The organism is Streptosporangium jomthongense (genome assembly GCF_042650425.1).
Taxonomy (GTDB): domain Bacteria; phylum Actinomycetota; class Actinomycetes; order Streptosporangiales; family Streptosporangiaceae; genus Streptosporangium.
In genome coordinates this window covers 50,729-66,544 of the sequence record NZ_JBHSBC010000038.1, presented here as the reverse complement: position 1 = coordinate 66,544, position 15,816 = coordinate 50,729, and the positions used below count along the sequence as shown (strand labels likewise).

General features: G+C 72.6%; 15 protein-coding genes and 2 pseudogenes. 4 read left to right on the top strand and 13 right to left on the bottom strand.

Annotated elements, in window-relative coordinates; translation table 11 throughout:
- Positions 1 to 109 precede the first annotated feature (109 nt).
- The 9 genes and pseudogenes from ACFOYY_RS32365 to ACFOYY_RS32325 all read right to left on the bottom strand — a co-directional run bounded on the left by ACFOYY_RS32365 (position 110) and on the right by ACFOYY_RS32325 (position 9,815).
- A complete protein-coding gene (locus tag ACFOYY_RS32365; protein ID WP_386194856.1) occupies positions 110 to 1,066 on the bottom strand; it encodes a UDP-glucuronic acid decarboxylase family protein in 957 nt (318 codons plus the stop codon).
- The gene (locus ACFOYY_RS32360) at positions 1,063 to 2,262 is read right to left on the bottom strand and encodes a glycosyltransferase family 9 protein (protein ID WP_386194854.1); all 1,200 of its coding nucleotides are present in this window, start codon (positions 2,260 to 2,262) and stop codon (positions 1,063 to 1,065) included. The genes ACFOYY_RS32365 and ACFOYY_RS32360 overlap by 4 nt, the downstream gene beginning before the upstream one ends.
- Complete coding sequence (locus ACFOYY_RS32355) at positions 2,232 to 2,912, bottom strand: SDR family oxidoreductase (RefSeq protein ID WP_352015014.1); 681 nt, start codon at positions 2,910 to 2,912, stop codon at positions 2,232 to 2,234. Before ACFOYY_RS32355 ends, ACFOYY_RS32360 begins: the two co-directional genes overlap by 31 nt.
- Positions 2,913 to 2,930: 18 nt before the next feature.
- Positions 2,931 to 4,313 carry a D-glycero-beta-D-manno-heptose 1-phosphate adenylyltransferase gene (gene rfaE2, locus ACFOYY_RS32350; RefSeq protein WP_386194852.1) on the bottom strand — a complete coding sequence of 461 codons (1,383 nt, stop codon included), beginning with the start codon at positions 4,311 to 4,313 and terminating at the stop codon, positions 2,931 to 2,933.
- On the bottom strand, positions 4,310 to 4,861 hold the full coding sequence (locus tag ACFOYY_RS32345; protein ID WP_352015012.1) for a D-sedoheptulose-7-phosphate isomerase: 552 nt from the start codon (positions 4,859 to 4,861) through the stop codon (positions 4,310 to 4,312). Before ACFOYY_RS32345 ends, rfaE2 begins: the two co-directional genes overlap by 4 nt.
- Positions 4,862 to 4,867: 6 nt before the next feature.
- Entirely contained in the window at positions 4,868 to 6,061 is a 1,194-nt protein-coding gene (locus ACFOYY_RS32340; RefSeq protein ID WP_352015011.1) for a glycosyltransferase, read from the bottom strand.
- On the bottom strand, positions 6,058 to 7,194 hold the full coding sequence (locus tag ACFOYY_RS32335) for a glycosyltransferase family 9 protein (RefSeq protein ID WP_352015010.1): 1,137 nt from the start codon (positions 7,192 to 7,194) through the stop codon (positions 6,058 to 6,060). The genes ACFOYY_RS32340 and ACFOYY_RS32335 overlap by 4 nt, the downstream gene beginning before the upstream one ends.
- Positions 7,191 to 8,177, bottom strand: a complete 987-nt coding sequence (locus ACFOYY_RS32330; RefSeq protein WP_386194849.1) for a glycosyltransferase family 2 protein — start codon at positions 8,175 to 8,177, stop codon at positions 7,191 to 7,193. The genes ACFOYY_RS32335 and ACFOYY_RS32330 overlap by 4 nt, the downstream gene beginning before the upstream one ends.
- Positions 8,174 to 9,815, bottom strand: a pseudogene (locus ACFOYY_RS32325) (carbamoyltransferase family protein). Before ACFOYY_RS32325 ends, ACFOYY_RS32330 begins: the two are co-directional and overlap by 4 nt.
- A gap of 252 nt (positions 9,816 to 10,067) precedes the next feature.
- Here ACFOYY_RS32325 and ACFOYY_RS32320 point away from each other — a divergent pair.
- Positions 10,068 to 10,457 (top strand): hypothetical protein, encoded by a 390-nt coding sequence (locus ACFOYY_RS32320; protein WP_352015007.1) that lies wholly within the window; start codon positions 10,068 to 10,070, stop codon positions 10,455 to 10,457.
- A 93-nt stretch (positions 10,458 to 10,550) separates the two neighbouring features.
- Positions 10,551 to 11,225 (top strand): DUF6766 family protein, encoded by a 675-nt coding sequence (locus tag ACFOYY_RS32315; protein WP_362915605.1) that lies wholly within the window; start codon positions 10,551 to 10,553, stop codon positions 11,223 to 11,225.
- Between the two features lie 5 nt (positions 11,226 to 11,230).
- Here ACFOYY_RS32315 and ACFOYY_RS32310 read toward each other — a convergent pair whose 3' ends face one another.
- The 3 genes from ACFOYY_RS32310 to ACFOYY_RS32300 all read right to left on the bottom strand — a co-directional run bounded on the left by ACFOYY_RS32310 (position 11,231) and on the right by ACFOYY_RS32300 (position 12,949).
- Positions 11,231 to 11,389, bottom strand: coding sequence for a hypothetical protein (locus ACFOYY_RS32310; protein ID WP_352015005.1), 159 nt, complete (start codon positions 11,387 to 11,389; stop codon positions 11,231 to 11,233).
- 157 nt (positions 11,390 to 11,546) lie between these two features.
- Entirely contained in the window at positions 11,547 to 11,999 is a 453-nt protein-coding gene (locus ACFOYY_RS32305) for a DUF6789 family protein (protein WP_352015004.1), read from the bottom strand.
- The gene (locus ACFOYY_RS32300; protein ID WP_352015003.1) at positions 11,996 to 12,949 is read right to left on the bottom strand and encodes an LLM class F420-dependent oxidoreductase; all 954 of its coding nucleotides are present in this window, start codon (positions 12,947 to 12,949) and stop codon (positions 11,996 to 11,998) included. The genes ACFOYY_RS32305 and ACFOYY_RS32300 overlap by 4 nt, the downstream gene beginning before the upstream one ends.
- A gap of 85 nt (positions 12,950 to 13,034) precedes the next feature.
- Here ACFOYY_RS32300 and ACFOYY_RS32295 point away from each other — a divergent pair, with 85 nt between their 5' ends.
- Positions 13,035 to 13,628, top strand: a complete 594-nt coding sequence (locus tag ACFOYY_RS32295; RefSeq protein WP_386194924.1) for a helix-turn-helix domain-containing protein — start codon at positions 13,035 to 13,037, stop codon at positions 13,626 to 13,628.
- Positions 13,629 to 13,675: 47 nt separating this feature from the next.
- Here the strand turns inward: ACFOYY_RS32295 and ACFOYY_RS32290 are convergent.
- A pseudogene (locus ACFOYY_RS32290) lies at positions 13,676 to 14,287 on the bottom strand (MFS transporter); the annotation flags it as partial.
- A 214-nt stretch (positions 14,288 to 14,501) separates the two neighbouring features.
- Between ACFOYY_RS32290 and ACFOYY_RS32285 the strand changes: the two are divergent.
- Complete coding sequence (locus ACFOYY_RS32285) at positions 14,502 to 15,797, top strand: amidohydrolase family protein (RefSeq protein WP_386194845.1); 1,296 nt, start codon at positions 14,502 to 14,504, stop codon at positions 15,795 to 15,797.
- Positions 15,798 to 15,816 lie beyond the last annotated feature (19 nt).

Here is a 15,816-nt window from a genome sequence, read left to right as displayed (position 1 = left end):
CTCCCCGAACCTTGTGGGCCCCAAGGGCCTTCGAGCCTTGTGAGTCCCGAGTTCCCGAGGCACTACCCCCGGTTCCGGCGGTGAATCGGTGGGACGCAGGCCCCGGAGCCTAGCTACGGGTGAGTTCCTCGGGGCGGTGGAGTTGGGCGGTGAACCAGTCGATGGTCCGGCGTAGTCCCTCGGCCGCCGGGACGGTGGCCTGCCAGCCCAGCCGGGCGGCGGCCAGGCCGGTGTCCGGGCGGCGCACGGCCGGGTCGTCGGTCGGGCGGGGGACGAAGACGATCGGTGAGGACGATCCGGCCAGGTCACGGATGGTGTGGGCCAGTTCGAGCATGGTCACCTCGGCGGGGTTGCCGATGTTGACCGGGCCCGCGAAGTCACTGTCGGCCAGGGCCAGGATGCCGGCGACGGTGTCGTCGACGTAGCAGATGGAGCGGGTCTGGGAGCCGTCGCCGGTCACGGTGATCGGCTCGCCGTGCAGGGCCTGGCGGATGAAGGTGGGGATGGCGCGGCCGTCGTACGGACGCATCCGGGGACCGTAGGTGTTGAAGATCCGCACGATCGCGGTGTCGGTGCCCGCGGCGTTGCGGTAGGCGGTGGCCAGGGACTCGGCGAAACGTTTGGCCTCGCCGTAGACACTGCGCGGGCCGACGGGGTTGACGTTGCCCCAGTAGGTCTCGCTCTGCGGGTGTTGCAGGGGGTCGCCGTAGACCTCGCTGGTTGAGGTCAGCACGAAACGGGCGTGCTTCTCCTTGGCCAGGCCCAGGGCATGCAGGGTGCCCAGGCTGCCGACCTTGAGGGTGTCGATGGGGTGGCGCAGGTAGTCGACGGGGGAGGCGGCCGAGGCCAGGTGAAGGACGAGGTCCACGGCACCGGGAACATGGACGAAGCCGGTCAGATCGGTCTCGATGAGCCGGAAGGCGGGCTGACCCATGAGGTGTTCGACGTTGTCGGGCGATCCGGTCAGGAAGTTGTCCATGCAGATCACCTCGTCGCCACGGGCCAGGAGGCGTTCGCACAGATGGGAGCCGAGGAATCCGGCTCCTCCGGTGACCAGGACTCTCATGATGGGCTCCTTTCCTCTGCGGCCGGCAGTGTGGCGATGGCGGCCAGGACGTCGGCGGGGCTGATGGTCAGCAGACCGGGGTCGGGCCGGGTCGCGAAGGGGTTGCCGGTGCCGCCGCGCCAGAGCACCACGTGGTGCCCTCTCCCGGGCGGGGGACCCCAGCGGGCGGGCGGGGTGGGGCCGAAGAGCACGACGGAGGGGGTGGACAGCGCGGTGGCCAGGTGCGCGACCCCGGTGTCCCCGCACACCACCAGCCGTGCCGTCCCGACCAGCGCCGCCAGCCGCTCCAGTCCGGTACGGCCCGCGAGCACGGCTTCGCGAGGCAGCCCGGCGAGGGCGGCCACGGTGTGGGCGAGGTCGCGTTCGGCGGCGTCCCCGGTGATGAGAACGCGGTGGCCGTCACCGGCGAGGGCGGCGGCGACCTGGGCGAACCGGTCGGGGGGCCAGCGGCGGGCGGGAAAGGCCGCCCCGGGATGGACGATCACATGCCCCGGCCTTTCGGCCTCCCCGGCCCATCCGGCGTTCACAGCCGTGCCCGCCGGCCCGGCGACTTCGACGCCTCCGGTGAGCCCGGCCGGTTCGGCCTCCCCGGTCGTCTCGACGGACGGAACGGGCAGTGCCAGGTCGGCGGGGTCGGCGGCGATGCCGTACCACTCAAGCAGGGCGCACCAGCGCTCCACCTCGTGCCGGTCGTCCCGCCAGGCGGGGCCGGACACCTCCGGCAGGGTGGGATGGGAGTGGGTGAGCAACCGGCCGGGGGCGGTGCGCAGCAGCGCCGTGGTGCTCTGCGGTCCCGCGCCGTGCAGGTTGACCGCCACCTCGGCCCCGAGGAAGGGGACGGGCCCGGGACCGTGGACGTTCAGGACCTCGTCGACGGCGCCGGTCAGCCGGGCCAGCCCGGCCAGTACGGCGGGCGCGGCCAGCACGATCCGGTGCCGGGGCCAGGCACGGCGCAGGCCGCGCAACGCCGGTACGGCGGTCAGCAGGTCGCCAAGGCCCAGGCCCCGCAGCACCAGCACCGTCGGCTCACCCGCATGCCGCGGCCCGGGAACCCCGGTGCCCGAAGGTCCCGGGACGGACGGCGGTGTGTTCTCCCCGAGAGCGGCGCCGGAGGGACCGGACGGCGGTGTGCCTGCCGGGAGCCGGCTCCGGGGGCCGGGGGCGGTCACGGCCAGGAAGCCTCGGTCGAGGGGCACACGACCAGTTCCCTGACCTCGCATCCCGGCGGCTGGGACAGCGCGAACAGCACGGTGGCGGCCACGTCCTCCGGCGGGTTGAGCAGGGTGTCGGGGCCGGGTTTGTACTGCTCGGTGCGGCCGTCGAAGAACGGGGTGCGCATCCCGCCGGGCACCAGCAGCGTCACCCCGACCCGTCCGGCCAGTTCCGCGGCCAGGGCGCGGGTGAACCCGACCACCCCGAACTTGGAGGCGCAGTAGGCGGTCGCGTCGCTGAGTGCCCGCAGTCCCAGCGTGGAGGCGCAGGTCACCACCCGTCCCCGGGAGGCGGTCAGGTACGGCAGCGCGGCCCGGACGACCGTGGCGGTGCCGATCAGGTTGACCTGGACGACCCGTTCCCAGGCGTCGGCGGGCACGTCCTCCAGCCGCCCGCAGGCGTCGATCCCGGCGGCGGTGACGACCCCGTCCAGACCTCCGGCGTGGTCGGCCAGTTCGGCCACGGCCCGTTCGGTCTGGGCGCGGTCGGTCAGGTCGGCGATCACGTGGTCGAAGCCGTTCTCCGGCGGGTTGACGTCCACGACCAGAGGACTGCCGCCCTCCTTGGCGACCGCGACGGCCACCGCCCGACCAAGCCCGGACGCTCCACCGGTTATCAGGATATTTCCAAGCATGTGAACCTCTTCTCAACGTCAGGAACGAGTGGTGCGCAGGGCGGTGATCAGCCCGGTGGTCGAGTAGCCGGGCACGGTCGGCAGGATCACGACGTCGCCGCCGCAGCGCCGTACGGTGTCGGCCTCGGGAAGGTCGGCCTCGGTGTAGTCGCCGCCCTTGACCCACACCTCGGGCCGGAGCCGTTCGACGACGGCGGAGGGCGTGTCCTCGTCGAAGACGACGACCGCGTCGACGCACTCCAGCGCCCGCAGCACCTCGACACGGTCCTGCTGGGCGATGACGGGACGGCCGGGGCCCTTCAGACGCCGTACCGACGCGTCGGAGTTGACGCACACGACCAGCGCGTCCCCGAGGGCCCTGGCACGGCGGAGCAGGCTGACGTGACCGGCGTGCAACAGGTCGAAGCACCCCCCGGTCGCCACGAGCCTGCCACCGGAGGCCCGGACGAGGGCGGCCGCGTCCGCGCCGTTCGCCGACACGCGGGGCGGGGGGACACCGGCGGGGGAGACGGACCGGACCGCCGCCGCCCCTCCGGCCTTCACGAACCGGGTGGCCTCGCCGACCGCCGCGGTGACCGCCTCCTCGACGGGCACGCCACCCGCCAGGGCGAGGGCCGCGGAGACGGCGAACCTGTCGCCCGCGCCGCACGGGTCACGCCCGCAGGCCACGTCGGGCGGGGCGATACGGACGTGCCTGCCGTCCCGGCGCGCCAGCACGGCTCCCCGGTCTCCCAGGGTGACGGCCACCGCCCCCACCCCGAGTTCACCGGCCAGCCGCAGGGCGACGTCCTCCGGCGTCGCGTACGGCCGCCCGCACAGCCTGGTGGCCTCGGCCTCGTTCGGCGTGGTGAGGGCGCAGCCCGGCAGCGGGACGGCGCCGCGCGGATGCGGATCCCACACGATCGGGGCGTGGAGACCCTCAAGAAGGAGGTCCTCCAGCAGGGGACGGCACACCTCGGCGACACCGCGCCCGTAGTCGGAGACCAGGACCGCCCGCGCGCCGCGCAGCACCGCCGACAGGCGCCGCCGGAGCACCCGGTCCGTTCCGATCCTGGCCAGGCCGTCGCCCGAGTCGATCCTGACCAGGGTCTGGCCCCCCGCCCTGACCCGGGTCTTGCGGACGGTTGCGCCCCGCAGCGGCAGCCGTACCACCCGGACGCCCTCCGGGAGCAGGCCCGTCAGGTGACGGCCCGAGGTGTCGTCCGCGAGGGCGGTGACCAGGGTCACCTCGGCGCCGTCGCGGGCGGCGAGCAGCGCGGCGAGCCCGGCCCCGCCAGGACGCCGGTGCTCCACACGCACGTCGACGACGGGCGCCGGAGCCTCAGGGCAGAGCCGTTCCGCGCTGCCCTCGATGTCCACGTCGAGCAGGCAGTCGCCGACGATCACGATCGGGCCCGTCACGAGTGGTCCTCCTCGATCACGTCGCAGAGCATGTGGATCACCGCGAGGTGCACCTCCTGCACGGTGGCCACGTCCTGGACAGGGACGGCCAGCGTCTCGTCGCACAGCTCGGCCAGCGGGTTGGGGGCCGGGCCGGTCAGCGCCCACGTGGTCAGCCCGCACTCCCGCCCGGCCTGCGCCGCGGCCAGTACGTTGCCGCTGGCGCCGCTGGTCGACAGGCACATCAGCACGTCCCCCGGCCTGCCGTGCGCGCGCACCTGGCGGGCGTAGGCCTCCTGGGTGCCGAAGTCGTTGGCGATCGCGGTGAGGCTTGAGGTGTCGGCGTGCAGCGGGATCGCCGCGTACGGCCGCCGGTCGGCGCGGTAGCGGCCGACCAGTTCGGCGCTCAGATGCTGCGCCTCCGCGGCGGAACCGCCGTTTCCGCAGGTCAGCAACCGGCCTCCGCCGTTGAGCACCGCGGCGAGCTTGCTGCCCCACGCCTGGATTCTGGAGGTCTCCCGGTCGACGGAGACCAGGGTCGTGCTCAGCCGGAACAGATGAGGATGCATGTCCGCTCAACCTTCCGCGACGGCGAGCCGGTCGAGCCGGCCGCTGATCAGAGCCTGGTAGACCGACTCGGTCTGGGCCGCGATCCGCGGCCATCCGTACCGCTCCCTGGCCCGCCGTACCCCGGCGGCGGCGAGCCGTTCGCGCAGGCCCTGGCGGGCCAGCAGGTCGTTCAGGGCACGGGCCAGGGCGTACGGCCTGCGCGGCGGCACCAGCAGCCCGCATCCGGCCACCGTGTCCAGGTGTCCGCCGACCGCCGAGGCGATCACCGGAACCCCGCACGCCATCGCCTCGACCGGCACGATGCCGAACGGCTCGTACCACGGCACGGTCACCAGCACGTCGGCCGAGCGCAGCAGCGCGGGCACCTCTCCCCGGCTCACGCTGCCGACCAGGCGGACCCGCCCGGCCAGCCCGTACCCGGCGACCAGGAGCCGCAGCCGCCCGACCTCCTCGTCGTCGGGGGAGCCGCCGACGATCACCAGTTCGGCGTCGGGCACCCGGCGCAGCGCGCGGATGACCGTGTCGACGCCCTTGCGGGCGACCATCCGGCCGATGCTCAGCACACGGGGACGCCCACCGGCCGGGGCGGCGGGACCGTCGGGGTGGAAGCGTTCCAGATCGACCCCGCACGGTACGACCGTGACCTTCCTGTCCGGGATCCCCATCGCCCGCAGTTCGGTGACCTCGTCGGAACAGGTGGCCACGATCGCCGCGGCCCGCCGCCCGATGTCGGTCTCCGTCGCGATCCGCTCGGGCGGGCTGGTGTCGGCGGCGCCCTGCCAGCGTCGCTTGACGGTGCCCAGCGCGTGGAAGGTCTGCACCACGGGAACCCCGGCCTCACCGGCGGCCGTCAGCGTGGCCATGCCGCTCATCCAGAAGTGCGCGTGCGCCACGTCCGGCGGTTCGGCGGTCCAGCGGCGCGTCAGGTGGGCCGCGAAGGCGGGCATGTGCGGTGGCAGGTCGTCCTTGGGGATCGGCCTGGCCGGTCCTGCGCTCACGTGCTCGACACTCACCCCGGGCGCCATGACCACCGTTTCCGGCAGGCCGGGGGCGTCCCGGCGGGTGTAGACGACGACCTCGTGGCCGCGACCGGCCAGGGCGGTGGCCAGGGCCGCGACGTGGACGTTCTGCCCACCGGCGTCCACGCCGCCGATCGTCGCCAGTGGGCTGGCGTGCTCGGAGACCAGGGCGATCCTCATGACGCCTCCTCCTTCACCGTCAGACGGCGTACCGTGTCCTCTTCGTCCTCGCCCTCCTCCACCCAGTCCTGCGGCGCCGCCAACCGGCGTACCGCGTCGACGACCTGGGCCGGGGTCACCGAGGACAGGCACGGGTGCCCGGCGACCGGGCAGACCTGGGCCCGGCTGCCCCGGCAGGGCGCGTGCTGGTCCCCGAGCAGGGTCACCGCCACCCCGTAGGGCGCCCACCGGGCGGCGGGGACGGTCGGGGCGAACAGGCTGACCACCGGGGTCGCGACCGCGGCGGCCAGGTGCGCGGGCCCGGTGTTGGCGACCACCACCGCCTCCGCCCCGGCCAGCACCCCGGCGAGCTCCGCCAGCGAGGTCCTGCCGCCCAGGTCCACGGCGTGCGATCCGGCGACCCGCGCGGTGAGCGCCGTCTCGCCGGGGGTTCCGGTGACCACGACCCGGTACCCGGCCGCGGCCAGGTGCCGCACCGCCCGCTCGCAGTGGTCGGCCGGCCAGGCGCGGGCCGGTACCGAGGCTCCCGGGTGCACGACCACGTACCCGGCGGGCCCGGTCAGGTGCCCGACCGGGGGCAGCGGATGCCGTACGGCCAGCCGCCCGTCGTCGCCGGGAGGCAGCTCGAACCCGGCGGCACGGGCCAGGGCGAGCATCCGTTCGGCCTCGGGGACGTCCACCTCCTCGTCGACCGTGTGCCGCACGTCCAGCAGGGAGCCGGGGTAGTCGTTGCTGATCGCGGCGATCCTGGGCACCCCGGCCAGTCGCAGCAGCGCCGCCAGCGGCAGCGCCGACTGGTGGAAGGAGGTGAGGATCAACGCCTGCCGCGGCGCCACCCGCCGGACGGCCTCGATCAGCCGGGCGGCGTGCTCGCCGGTCAGGGGCGGCGGGGCCGGGTCGATCCACGGGGTGCGCCACCGGATCACCTGGTCGACCCCGGGCAGCAGTTCGGCCGCGGCCTGCCCGTTCGGTCCGGCCAGCACGACCACCCTGGCGGCGTGGTTGGCCACCGCCCGGATCGCGGGACCGGCCAGCAGCACGTCCCCCGCGTTGTCCGTCCGCGCCACCAGGACCGTCCCGGTCCGCGACCACGGAGCCGAGAGCGCCTTCGCGGCGGAGGACGAGGCGGTCATCGGCGCACCCGCCATTCGCCGCGCAGCCGATGGGCGCACGCGGCCGGCGGGATGAGCACGCTCGTGACCGTCATCCGCCTGATCTCCTCACCGGTGCGCGGCCCCGGGGCGATCCGCGCCCAGGCGAACTCGGCGGTCAACGCCAGCCACCCGGCCCCGGCCAGTGCCGCGCCGCCCCGCAGGGCGCGGGCGGCGCGGCCGTCGCTCCCCAGGGCGAGCGCGCCCGCCAGCAGGCCCACCAGTCCGAGGCCGGTGGTCAGCGCGTGCCTGCCGAGCCGTCCCCCGCCCTCGCCGACGGCCGCCCGCCAGCCGGGGCCGTGCACCCGGCGCATCAACGCGTCGTCGGCGTTGCCCCGCTGACGGCGCAGGCTGGCCCACGGCCCGTCGTCACGGACCGGGTGCCGCACCAGCCGTTCGCCCCGCACCAGCAGCCAGCCCGCCGTACGCAGCCGCAACGCCAGGTCGGCGTCCTCGCGGTAGGCCCGTGGGAAGCGTTCGTCGAAGCCGTTGACCTTCTCCAGCGCCGCCCGCCGGTAGGCCATGTCGGCGGTGATCCACGCGGCCCCCGCCAGGCCGGCGGTGTTGCGTTCGTCGTCGGTCGGCGCCCTGCCCTGCGGCAGCGGCACCTCGACCCGGCCCTGGCTGCCGGCCGCCTCCTCGGGCAGACCGGTCAGGTCGGCCGTCACCGCCCGCGCCCAGCCGGGCGCCGGGACCACGTCGTCGTCAAGGAACACCACCCACGGCGTCCCGGCCGCCCGCCACCCGGCGTTGCGCGCCGCCGCGGGGCCCCGGCCGCCCGAGCGCACCACCCGCACCCGGTCCGGCCCGGCCCCCGGCAGCTCGCCGACGGCCGTAGGGGGGCGGTCGTCGACCACGACGACCGTCACGTCCGCGCCGAGCGCGGCCAGTGTCGTGGCCAGGCTGGGACGGCCGATCGTGGGAATCACCACCGTGAATTCGCCGGGAGTCTCCGAAGCGCTCATGTGGCGAACACCGCCTCCCGGCGCACGAGGTACGGCCCCAGCACCAGCACGTCCACCGGCGCCGAGCCGAAGCACTCAAGGGCGTCGCGGGGATCGTCGACCATCGGCCTGCCCGCGGTGTTCAGGCTCGTGTTCACCACCACCGGCACCCCGGTCCGGTTGGCGAACTCCTCAAGCATCCGCGCGAGCAGCGGTTCGGTCTCCCGTTCCACGGTCTGCACCCGGGCCGTGCCGTCCACGTGCACGACCGCCGGGATCCGCTCCCGCCACACCGGGTCCACGTCGTGCACGAACAGCATGTACGGACTCGGCAGCGGCCCCCGGGTGAAGATCTCGCCCGCTCGTTCGGCCAGCACCATCGGCGCCACGGGCCGGAACTGCTCACGGCCCTTGACCTCGTTCAACCGTTCGGTGTTGCCCGCCCTGCCCGGGTGCGCCAGCAGCGAGCGCCGTCCCAGCGCCCGTGGGCCGTACTCGCTGCGGCCCTGGAACCACGCCACGATCCGGTCGGCGGCCAGCTCGGCCGCGACCGTCGCCGCCACGTCCGCCGGCTCCTCGTACGGCACGTGCGCCGCCCGCAGCCAGGCCGCCAGCTCCGCGTCCGACCACTCGCGGCCCAGGTCCGCCCCCGGCATCGGCGCGGCCGGTTCGCCGAACTCCCGCGCCAGGTGCAACGCCCCGCCCAGGGCGGTTCCCGCGTCCCCGGCGGCGGGCTGCACCCACACCCGTTCGAACGGGCCCCGTTCGGCCAGGTAGGTGTTGGCCACGCAGTTCAGCGCCACCCCACCGGCCATCGTCAGCACGCGCCGCCCGGTCCGTTCGTGCAGCCAGCAGGCCAGTTCGAGCAGCACCTCCTCAAGCCGGGTCTTGCACACTGGCCGCCAGGTCCGCGTGCTCCTCACCCCAGTCGTGTCCCGGCCGCAACGCCTTGGCGTACGCCGCCCAGTCGATCGGCTCGACGCGGAACCCGCCGTCCCCGGTGGTGTAGATCAGCTCCCGCAGCTCGTCCAGGAAGCGGGGCGCGCCGTATGAGGCGAGCGCCATCACCTTGTACTCGTCGCTGGAGCGCATGAACCCCAGGTGCTCGGTGACCGCCTCGTACATCAGCCCCAGCGAGTGCGGCAGTTCCTGGGCCGCGAGCACCCGCAGCCGCCCGTCCTCGTACACCCCGGCCAGGTGCGAGAGGGCCTCTCCCCGCCCGTCGCACACCAGCACCGCCGCGTCCTCGTACGGCGCGGCCAGCCCGGCGGAGGCCGCGTGCGCCACGTGGTGGGGTACGTACCGCACCTGTGCCGCGTCCAGTCCCGGCAGCACTCCCGCCAGGAACGCCGGGGCCCGCCGCGCGTACGTGGTGCGCAGTTCCTCCCACCGCTCGTCCAGTCCGGCCTGACCCGGTCGTACCAGGTTCGGGTCGTAGGAGTAGGCGACCGCGTCCAGGTCCTCCGGGCGCAGCCCCGCCCGTTCCAGGCACCAGGCCGCCGCCTTTTCGGGCAGCTCCCACGCCGAGAACGGCACCGGCCGTTTACCGTGTTTGCGCCGGCTGAACCGTTCCTCCTCCGCCGCGGCGACCGCCTCACCGTCGACGATCAACGCCGCCGCCGGATCATGAAAGATCGCATTGATCCCGAGAAATCTCATAGGTCCACCTCTCCTGCGCACCGGATAACTACCGACGAAGTCCTCCTCAAAACCGACAAATCAAGAAAAATCATGAAAATGATCGAATATTAGATATATGTGGATTTCTATAGTTAATCGAGGTTTGCTGTCGGAGATGGCGAACGACAAGGCGTTCTTCGGGAAAGCATCGGGAATGATCACCCGCGTCGGACGGTGATCGCAGCCGGGGGTGACGGGTGAGGTACGGGAAAGCTCGGGTAGGGGGGTCGGGTGAACGTCCGAGCCGTACCGGTGATCGCGCTGGCCCTCACGCTGGGCCTGTCGGGATGCGCCACAGAGGGAAAGAGCGCCGCGGAGCGGACCGTCGAGCGTTTCTACACCGCCGTCCGCGACCACGACGGGCAGCGCGCCTGCACCCTGCTGGCCCCCGAGGCGGTCGAGGGGCTGCGCACCGGCGGTGAGGTCTGCGCCAAGGCCGTCCTCGGCCTCGACCTGCCCGGCGGGCAGGTGCGCGAGACCGCCGTCTGGGGAGACGAGGCCCAGGTACGGCTCACGCACGACACCGTCTTCCTGCACCGCTTCCCCCTGGGCTGGCTGGTGCGGGCGGCCGGGTGCAGGTCACGGGGTGACCTGCCGTACAGCTGTGAGGTGAAGACCTGAGATGCGCGCCATGTTCGTCGTCACGATGACCGTCATCACGGCCGGGCTGGTCTACTTCTTCGCCATCGGCCTGCTGCAGCGTTAGGGGGCGCCGTGAGACGTTTCGTGCGGGACAACGCGTTGAGCCTGTTCTTCCTGGTGGCCTTCCTGCTGGCGGTCGTCGGCCAGTCCGTCGCGGGGGTGGCGGACGCCAACGCCGACCAGCTCGCCAACGGCGGGTCGGCCGTCTCCTGGTGGCAGTACGTCACCTCCTCCGACTTCGCCGTCGACGTGGCGGAGAACTGGCAGTCGGAGTACCTCCAGTTCCTGCTGTTCATCGTCATCACCGTCTGGCTGGTGCAGCGGGGCTCGCCCGAGTCGAAGAAACCGGGTGAGGAGGGTACGGGAAGCGACGCCGAGCAGAAGGTCGGGCGGCACGCCGTGCCCGGCAGCCCCGAATGGGCCGGGGCGACCGGGCTGCGCCAGACGCTGTACGGGAACTCCCTCGGCCTGCTGATGGGGGCGATCTTCGTGCTGTCCTGGCTGGCCCAGGCGGTCGCGGGCACCGCGAGCTACAACCGTCGGCAGTTGTCACAGCTGCAGGACCCGGTGAGCCTGGGAGGGTACGTCGCATCCCCGGACTTCTGGAACCGTACGTTGCAGAACTGGCAGTCGGAGCTGCTGGCCGTACTGTCGATGGTGGTGCTCTCGATCTACCTGCGTCAGCGTGGCTCACCGGAGTCCAAGCCCGTCGGCACCCCGCACGAGGAGACCTCAACGGAGAACTGAGCGTCTCAGGGCTTGGGCGTGTCCTTCCGGTCGTCGGGGACGTTCGGCTCGGGGCCTTCGGGGTCGATGCCGACGGGGGCGTCCGCTCCCGCGGCGTTCTCCCGGTCGTCCGGCACCTGGGCCGGAGGCTGTGGCGAGGTGTCCTCGGGGTCCGTCTCGGTCATCGTGATTTCTCCGTTCCGCTTTGCGGCCTTCCATTGCCGGGCGATCGAAATGTTGTCCGGTGATCGATCTCCGGAATTGTCGATGGCGCGACCCAGCCATCGATACCCCGGCATATGCGTATTTCGCATATGCCGCTATGAAATAATGGGAAAAGTTCTACCGATCGTGTCGGTCACGGAACCTGTTCAGCACCGCCGCGAGGGTGATGCCGTAGACCACGTGCCCGACGGCCATGACCGCCGGACGCCCCGGCCGGTCCGCGGAGATCGGCGGCAGGGCCGTCACCCCCGGTACCCACCCCTGGTAACTGGCCAGCCAGATCGCCAGGCCGTACCCGATCCCGACCGGCACCGGAGTCCGGTGCCCCCTGCTGACCAGGCGGAACAGCGCCCCCGCCGTCATCCCGAAGCCGAAGTGGGCCAGGGCGCCCAGCACGCCCTCACCCGGTTTCCTGCGGTGCGGGTGGCCGGGCAGGACGGCGCGGGCGATGTGCTTGGGCGGCTGGTCCGCCATCAGCCCCGCCCGGCTCCCCGCCAGCATCACCGCGCTCATCGCGGCGGTGGCCAGCGCGCCGCCGACCCCGCCTTCGAGCAGCCCCCGCCCGTTCATGTCAGCTCCGGCAGGACCTGGGCGGCGTAGAAGTCGAAGAAGGCGTCCTGGTCGGGGCCGATCTGGTTGACGTAGACCTCGTCGAACCCGGCGTCGACGTACTGGCGGATGGCGGCCAGGTGCCGCCGCGGGTCGGGACCGCAGGGGGAGGAGGCGACCGCGTCGTCCTCCCCGACCATCTCGGCGAGCTGCGCGAAGTGCCGGGGCAGCGGCAGCAGCTGCGACGCCTCCCCCTTGATGCCCTGCGTCGGCCACAGCCGGTGCACGTGCGAGCGGGCCTGCGCCTCGTCGGAGGCGTAACAGACCTTCAGCCCGCCCTGCGTCGTCTTGCCCGCGCCACCCGACTTGTGGAACGTCTCCACCAGTTCGGCGCTGGGACCGGTGGTGATGAAGCCGTCACCGATCCGCCCGGCCAGCTCGGCGGAGTGCTCGCCGAGACCGGACACGTAGATCTCGGGGGGCTCGTCGGGCAGGGTGTAGAGCCTGGCGGTGTCCACCTCGTAGTACTGGCCGCGATGGGTGACCAGCTCGCCGCTCCACAGCCACCGCATGAGCTCGACGGCCTCGGCGAGCATCTCCATCCGTACGGCCGCCGGCGGCCACCGGTCGCCGAGGATGTGCTCGTTGAGCGCCTCGCCGGTCCCCACCCCGAGCCGGAACCGGCCCTCGGTGAGCACGGCGCTGGTGGCGGCGGCCTGGGCGACGACCGCCGGGTGGATCCGCACCAGGGGACAGGTGACGGCGGTGGTGATGGGCAGCGAGACGGCCTGGGAGAGGGCGCCGATCACGCTCCACACGAACGGGCTCTGACCTTGCTCGTCGAGCCACGGGTGATAGTGGTCGGAGATCCACAGGGCCTGGAACCCGGCCTGTTCGGCCAGCTTGGCCTGCCGTACCAGCTCCTTCGGATCGTGTTCCTCACAGCTCAGGAAATAGCCGAACCTGGTCATCGTCGGCTCCCTTCGACGGGGTGGTCCTTCCCCTACCCCGCCCGTCGGGGTGAAACAGATCAGCCGGTGAATAGCCTCTGGAGGCGTGTACCCGAGTTCCGCTCTTGGTGAGTTCCTCCGTTCACGTCGGGCCAGGCTCAGGCCGCAGGACGTGGGGCTGAGCGCCGGAGTGAGGAACCGGCGGGTCGAGGGGCTGCGCAGGGAGGAGCTCGCCTCCCTCGCCGGGGTCAGCGTCGGCTACTGCACGCGGCTCGAACAGGGCCAGAGCCCGGACGTCTCCGAGAAGGTCCTGGACTCCGTGGCCCGCGTCCTCGGGCTGAACGGCGAGGAGGTCGCCCACCTGCACCGGCTGGCCAGGGCCTCCCGGGGCGGGGAGCGGGCCAGGCCGGAACGGCTGCGCCCCGGGGTGCGGCTCATGGTGGACTCCCTCACCGAGATGCCCGCCATCGCGGTGGGCAGGCGGGGCGACATCCTGGCGCACGCCCTGCTCGCGCCGCACCGGCCGTTCGAGGGGGAGGAGAGGCCGAACTTCGTCCTCATCGACTTCCTGGAGACCGAGTTCTCCCGTGGGCTCCACGTCGACTGGGAGCAGAAGGCCCGCGACTCGACGACCAGGAAGACGCCGAGAAGGACCACCGCGGCCGACAGCGCCAGGACATCGCCGGTGGAGACGCCGTAGACCAGGGCGAACAGCCCTCCGCTCGCCAGGATCGCGCCGGGGACGTCAAGCCTGGCCCGAGCCGGGGCCGTCGTCTCGCGGACCACGGCGACCGCGCCGAGCATCACCAGGACGCCGATGCCGAACAGGATGAGCATGGTCCACCGCCAGTTCAGGCCGCTGGTGATGAGGCCGCCGCCGATCGTCCCGATGACGAACCCCAGCGAGAGCAGGGCGCCGTTGACCCCCAGGGCCCTGGTACGCCGTGGCCCCTCCGGGAAGGCGGCGGTCATCAGCGCCAGGGCGGTCGGGCCGATCATGACCGCCGCGACGCCCTGTCCGGCCCGTGCCGCCACGAGCAGCCCAGCACCCGGCGCGAGCCCGGCGAGCAGTGAGAACGCGGTGAAGGCCGCCACTCCGGCGATGAACAGCCTGCGCCTGCCGACCATGTCGGAGGCCCGTCCGAACAGCGGCATCAACGCGGCCGTCGGCAGCAGGCACGCGGTGACCACCCACTGCAGGGCCGCGGCGCCGGAGAAGTGCAGCTCCCGGCCGATCTCCGGAAGCGCGACCGTGATGACCGAGTAGTCCAGCCCGGTCATGAACGTCGCCCCGCACAGGGTGATGAGAATGAGCCGGCCGCGAAGCCCCAGCCTCGCGTCGGGAGGTGTCGTCGTCATGGCGACCAGACTGCGGGCGGCGGCGACGACCAACCAGCACCCCGCCGAAGGTACACCTGCCAGGTGCGGGCAACCGTACGGCCGCGCGGAGCCCGGAGGGCGGCGAGGGTCAATGTTGGGGCGCCGCTGACCGTGGTCGGGGGCCTCATGCCAGGTCGGGCCGATATATCTCCTGGTGGGCGCGAGTGTCGTCCGGGTTCGGGGAGGGGTTTTCGTGAGTGGTGAGTACGGCCGGGTGCCGATCCTGATCAAGGACGTGCGGGTGTTCGACGGGGTGTCCGACGGGCTCAGCGAGCCTCGGTCGGTGTACATCCGGGACGGCAGGATCGCTCGGGAACGGGACGCGCCCGGCTTGGACGCGGTGGTGATCGACGGGGACGGACGTACGCTCATGCCCGGTCTCACCGACGCGCACGTGCATGTGTTCGCGGCCGGGAGCACGCACGCGGACCTGATGACGGGCAGCACCGGCGTGGGGTACTACAACGCGGTGGCCGAGGCCGGACGGATGCTCATGCGGGGCTTCACCGCGGTGCGGGACATGGCGGGAGACGTCGCCTCGCTGCGCCTCGCCCTGGACGCGGGCGTCCTGCCCGGACCCCGCATCTACCCGAGCCAGGCGGCCATCTCCCAGACGTGCGGCCACGGCGACTTCTCCGACATACACAACGACGCGACGATCTTCGGCGGGCCGGGTTCCCGCGCGGAGGAGATCGGGTTCATGCGGGTCGCCGACGGCAGGGACCGGGTGCTCGCGGCGGTCCGCGAGCAGTTCAAGCGCGGCGCCAGCCAGATCAAGGTGATGGCCGGCGGCGGGGTGACCTCCACCTACGACCCGCTGGACGTCGTCCAGTACACCGGAGACGAACTGCGCGCGGCGGTCGAGGCGGCCGCCGACTGGGGCACGTACGTGTCCGCGCACGTCTACAACGACACCGGCATCCGCCGTGCCATCAAGGCCGGGATCAAGGCCATCGAGCACGGCCACCTGGCCGCCGACCAGGACACCCTCGCCCGGATGGCCAAGTACGGCGTCTGGCTCAGCACCCAGCCCTTCCTCGAAAGCGACCACGTCTACACCGACCCCGTCTCGACGGAGAAGAACAAGGAGGTGTGCGAAGGCGTGGCCCGGACGTACGAGTGGGCGCGCGAGTGCGGCACGAAGATCGCCTTCGGTACCGACCTGCTGCTGAACCCCGCCGAGAGCGACCGGCAGAGCGAGATGTTCACCCGTCTGACCACGCACTTCGGGTTCACGCCGGTCGAGGCCCTGAAGATGGCCACCTCAGGCAACGCCGAGCTGTTCCGTCTGTCGGGCGAACGCGACCCCTACCGGCAGGCGCGCTTCGGCGTGATCGAACCCGGTGCCTGGGCCGACGTCCTGGTCGTCGAGGGCGACCCGACCCATGACCTGAGCCTTCTCTCCGACCCCGGCAAGAACCTGGCCGCCATCATCAAGGACGGCCGTATCTACAAGAACCGTCTCACCACCACCGGCCACGGCGGATAGCACCTTCCGGTGAAGCCTC

Coding starts and splice junctions, on each gene's coding strand:
- ACFOYY_RS32365 (WP_386194856.1), bottom strand. CDS start 1,066: ATGAGAGTCCTGGTCACCGGAGGAGCCGGATTCCTCGGCTCCCATCTG.
- ACFOYY_RS32355 (WP_352015014.1), bottom strand. CDS start 2,912: ATGCTTGGAAATATCCTGATAACCGGTGGAGCGTCCGGGCTTGGTCGG.
- ACFOYY_RS32345 (WP_352015012.1), bottom strand. CDS start 4,861: ATGCATCCTCATCTGTTCCGGCTGAGCACGACCCTGGTCTCCGTCGAC.
- ACFOYY_RS32340 (WP_352015011.1), bottom strand. CDS start 6,061: ATGAGGATCGCCCTGGTCTCCGAGCACGCCAGCCCACTGGCGACGATC.
- ACFOYY_RS32335 (WP_352015010.1), bottom strand. CDS start 7,194: ATGACCGCCTCGTCCTCCGCCGCGAAGGCGCTCTCGGCTCCGTGGTCG.
- ACFOYY_RS32330 (WP_386194849.1), bottom strand. CDS start 8,177: ATGAGCGCTTCGGAGACTCCCGGCGAATTCACGGTGGTGATTCCCACG.
- ACFOYY_RS32310 (WP_352015005.1), bottom strand. CDS start 11,389: ATGACCGAGACGGACCCCGAGGACACCTCGCCACAGCCTCCGGCCCAG.
- ACFOYY_RS32305 (WP_352015004.1), bottom strand. CDS start 11,999: ATGAACGGGCGGGGGCTGCTCGAAGGCGGGGTCGGCGGCGCGCTGGCC.
- ACFOYY_RS32300 (WP_352015003.1), bottom strand. CDS start 12,949: ATGACCAGGTTCGGCTATTTCCTGAGCTGTGAGGAACACGATCCGAAG.